The following is a 3861-nucleotide window of genomic DNA, read 5'->3' on the forward strand; positions in this document are numbered from 1 at the left end:
CAAATTGAAACTGAAGATTAACTCCCGGAAAAGTAAAGTTGTGAAAGCAACAGAAAGCGAATTCCTGAGTTTCACCTTCACAGGGAAGAAAATTCGCTGGGCCCAGAAGTGTCTGGACCGGTTCAAATACAGGATACTCAAGTTGACCAGTCGTCGCTGGGGTGTCTCAATGCAACATCGGTTACGCAAATTGGCACAATATATCCGGGGTTGGATGGGGTATTTCCGGTTATCGGAATATTACCGATCAATTCCCCTGCTGGATCAATGGATACGTCGGCGAATCCGTTGCTGTTTTCTGAAGCAATGGCGCAAGCCGAAAACCCGTTTTAAAAATCTGGTCAGGTTAGGCGTTGATAAAGTGAACGCTGCCAAGATCGCAATCGCAGCCAGCAGCAAAGGGTATTACCGTCTGAGTAAAACTTATGCGGTACAACAGGCACTGAATAACAATTACCTCGCGAAAGTTGGGCTTGTTTCATTGAAAGACTTATGGGTCAGGTTTCACCATCATCGTTGAACCGCCCGGTGCAGACCCGCATGCCGGGTGCTGTGGGGAGGGTTGGAGAAAGACCAGCCCTTACCCGATTTAAGTGCGATTAGGTATTAGTAACCACCACAATCTCCACCGCCTTGTTCACAAGACGCTTTATTTCTTGATGGATGTTTACATGCTTCTGAATTGGGGTCTTCACACACAGCTACGGAGCCACCACAAGTCCATGCTCCTTTGTACTTGCAATAACAAGCGGTATTATCAGGAGCTGGGTCTACAATTTTACAGCCACCGCCTTTAAATGCACCTTTTCCCCTATAATCACAATCACAACTTAACCCAGCTTCTAAGGATGAGCTATTAGCTAATTTTGTAGTTTCTGTTTTTTCATGTGTATTTGTACATCCACTTAAGACAAATATGAAAGCAGAAAGAAATATACATTGAATTGCTTTATACATACCTAATTCCCTTTAGTACACTATTTAAGAAATTTATCATAACTACCAGTTCACTTTAAATCATATTCTTCTCAAGAGCTACAAGGTCTCCTTAGACCTAGAGTACTTTTCATATATGGATCATAGGACAAATCGCATGATCAAGTAGTTGAACCAAGCCGCTAACGCGGCAAAAAATACCGTTCATTCCAGCCACCCCACCATTGCCAATACTTCCTGATATCCGTACCACTCGGGCGCGGCTTATATAAGGAAGCAACATGGAACGTTCTGAACAAAAACGGTTTGACAAACTGTATCAAAAACACCTCACTACCCTGAAACTCCAGGGCAAAAGCCCATCCACCATTGATCTCTACAGCAGGCCACTACGACGGGTGGCAGCCTTCTTTGATCGTTGCCCCGACACGCTCAAACCCGATGACCTGAAAACCTACTTTGCGGCACTGGTGGAATCCCACTCATGGAGCACGGTCAAAACCGACCGCAATGGGCTGCAGTTTTTCTGTAAACACGTACTGGGAAAACCCTGGCAGTTTGTGGACATCATTAAACCACCCACCGTTAAAAGCCTTCCGGTCATCCTGACCACCACTGAAATTGAGTTACTGCTCAATAAGGCGCGGAAGCTGCGCTATTACACCATTCTTCTGACCCTTTACAGATTGATGAGCTGGGTTTGAAAGGAGACGACTAATGAACCTCTCCGATATAGCCGATCAATATGCCGACCGTTTCCTGGAGAAATACAGTCAACGTCTTCTACCCAGACAACTCAAGGCGCTCAACGCCATACGGGGTTGTCGAACCCCGGCTTCAGGCATGACGCTGCTGGAATGCAACGGCTGCCAACTCCGGGAACAAAAACCACTGTCCTGTGGACATCGTCACTGCAATCGCTGTCAGAACACCGATACCAGCGAATGGTTGCAACGGCAAAGACAGAAACTGTTGCCCGTTGAATACTTTATGGTGACCTTCACCTTACCAGCGCAACTGCGGGCTCTGGCTTGGCAACATCAACGACAGGTGTACGATTTACTGTTCAGAACAGCGGCTGATACCCTGAAACAGTTTGGAGCCAATGACAAAAAACTGGATGCTGACCTGGGAATGACCGGCGTCATGCACACCCACAGCCGACGGCTGGATTACCATCCCCATATACACTTTGTCGTGCCCGGTGGTGGCATCAATACCCGACGAAAAGAGTGGCGCAAACTCACAGGTCACTATCTTTTCAATGGCAAGAACCTGGCCATGGTCTTTCGAGCAAAACTCCTTCGCGCCCTGGACGAACAGGGACTACTATCACTAAGCCTGAAAACAAGGCTGCCCAAAGAGTGGGTCGTCAATTGCAAACGGGTGGGCAAAGGATTACCGGCACTTGAATATCTATCCCGGTATTTGTACCGGGGCGTGATCAGCGACAACAATATCCTGGCCAGCAAACGGGGAAAGGTGACCTTCTCTTACCTCAACAGTGAAACCGGCAAAAAAGAGACGCGAACCCTGCCTGGGGAAGATTTCCTGTGGCTGGTACTGAAACATGTATTACCCAGGCGATTTCGACGATCGCGGGATTATGGATTTTTACACAGCAACGCCAAAAAACAATTATCACTGGTGCAACTGGTTTTACACGTCATGGTCAAAGCAGTAGAACCCGTGATTCGTCCGCAATTCAAATGCAGGCATTGCGGCGCAGCGATGAAGCACATTGCGTTCAGCTTCCTGAAACCGACCTGAGTTGCCACAGCAACAAATACCGCCATTCACAAACAGGGAGAAAAAGTAAGCTCAGCCAGACAGATATGACATACCCCGGACTACCGTAATGCAGTGGTCGGGAGACACTCATCCTGAATAAATAGTGTTCTGAAAAAACGCTCTGATTCAAGATCCGCCAGAAAAGTAAACTTCAATAGACCTTCCTCGCCAGAATTCAACCCGGGCTTGTGCAACAACAGGATAAGATTGCGGCTGGGCGCAATCTATCCTTATTCGTTATGCGCTTTTATGGGCAGAAAACCTTAAACGTACATAGTCAGCTACCCAGCCGTTTTCTTTTGTATAAAGTTTAGGCTTTACCAGTGCCTCTATTTGGTTCAAAAATTCGTTCTTTGAGGAGGTACTCATTGAAGATGTGGTATGTTCGGCAAATATGTCAAGCCATTCTCTTATACCTGAAACTAGTGGTGTTGGCCTTTCGATCAACTCAATTGAATCTACGATAAAACCATTTCTTTCTAGTATTTTCTGATATTGCTTATCTGATGGAAAGAACCAAGGTGATTGGTAACAACCAAGTTTAGGATTGCTTTTGAATACGTAATCAATCGCATCAGTTATAGTTTTTATGTTACCAATGCCGCCAAACTCACCGATAAATCGGCCATTTGACTTCAGAGCACTAAAAACACCATTTAGAACAGAGTCATAATCTGTCATCCAATGAAGAGCCGCATTACTGAATACAGCGTCAAAATGTTCTCTGAATTTTAGTTTTTCACCGCTTAGACAATATGCTTCAATACCTTTTTCTTTTGCTGATGAAACCATTGACTCACTAAAATCAACCCCAATAACTTCACAGCCAAATGATTCTAGTTTTTTTGCTAAGGTTCCATCACCACAGCCAAGATCTAATATTATTTCACCATTTTTGGGGGCCAGTAGATCAACTACAGGAAAGCCAAGCTCTGAGACAAATGAAGCATCTTTTGAATATTTTTTAGAATTCCACTTTTGGGACACTGAACTCTCTCCTATGGTGCGCATAACGCCAAATTCAGGGGCGCCGTAGGCGTCCCCTGGAATTTTTTGGTACGCCCGGCATGGGCATGAACTGATGGGGTGAAAGTCCCCTGTGGGAGAACCTACATCTGACTGGCGGTAAAGACG

At 45.7% G+C, this 3861-nt stretch carries 5 protein-coding genes; 3 read left to right on the forward strand and 2 right to left on the reverse strand.

Annotation, left to right across the window (positions count from 1 at the left end; translation table 11 throughout):
- Positions 1-520, forward strand: a 520-nt coding sequence (locus ACO6UY_RS24120; protein WP_422491579.1) for a group II intron maturase-specific domain-containing protein, incomplete at its 5' end; no start/stop codon positions are given.
- 86 nt (positions 521-606) lie between these two features.
- On the opposite strand, the gene ACO6UY_RS24125 is transcribed toward ACO6UY_RS24120, so the two are convergent.
- Positions 607-957 carry a hypothetical protein gene (locus ACO6UY_RS24125; RefSeq protein WP_422491581.1) on the reverse strand — a complete coding sequence of 117 codons (351 nt, stop codon included), beginning with the start codon at positions 955-957 and terminating at the stop codon, positions 607-609.
- A gap of 260 nt (positions 958-1217) precedes the next feature.
- On the opposite strand from ACO6UY_RS24125, the gene ACO6UY_RS24130 reads away from it, so the two are divergent.
- On the forward strand, positions 1218-1640 hold the full coding sequence (locus tag ACO6UY_RS24130; RefSeq protein WP_422491582.1) for a site-specific integrase: 423 nt from the start codon (positions 1218-1220) through the stop codon (positions 1638-1640).
- Positions 1641-1653: 13 nt separating this feature from the next.
- Positions 1654-2706 carry an IS91 family transposase gene (locus ACO6UY_RS24135; protein ID WP_422491584.1) on the forward strand — a complete coding sequence of 351 codons (1053 nt, stop codon included), beginning with the start codon at positions 1654-1656 and terminating at the stop codon, positions 2704-2706.
- Between the two features lie 258 nt (positions 2707-2964).
- On the opposite strand, the gene ACO6UY_RS24140 is transcribed toward ACO6UY_RS24135, so the two are convergent.
- A partial coding sequence (locus ACO6UY_RS24140; RefSeq protein ID WP_422491586.1) for a class I SAM-dependent methyltransferase occupies positions 2965-3861 on the reverse strand: 897 nt, incomplete at its 5' end.

It is taken from the genome of Endozoicomonas sp. ALE010 (genome assembly GCF_049310165.1).
Classification (GTDB): domain Bacteria; phylum Pseudomonadota; class Gammaproteobacteria; order Pseudomonadales; family Endozoicomonadaceae; genus Endozoicomonas.

Excerpts from the sequence above, each read along its gene's own strand:
- ACO6UY_RS24125 (WP_422491581.1), bottom strand. The coding sequence starts at position 957 with ATGTATAAAGCAATTCAATGTATATTTCTTTCTGCTTTCATATTTGTC.
- ACO6UY_RS24130 (WP_422491582.1), top strand. The coding sequence starts at position 1,218 with ATGGAACGTTCTGAACAAAAACGGTTTGACAAACTGTATCAAAAACAC.
- ACO6UY_RS24135 (WP_422491584.1), top strand. The coding sequence starts at position 1,654 with ATGAACCTCTCCGATATAGCCGATCAATATGCCGACCGTTTCCTGGAG.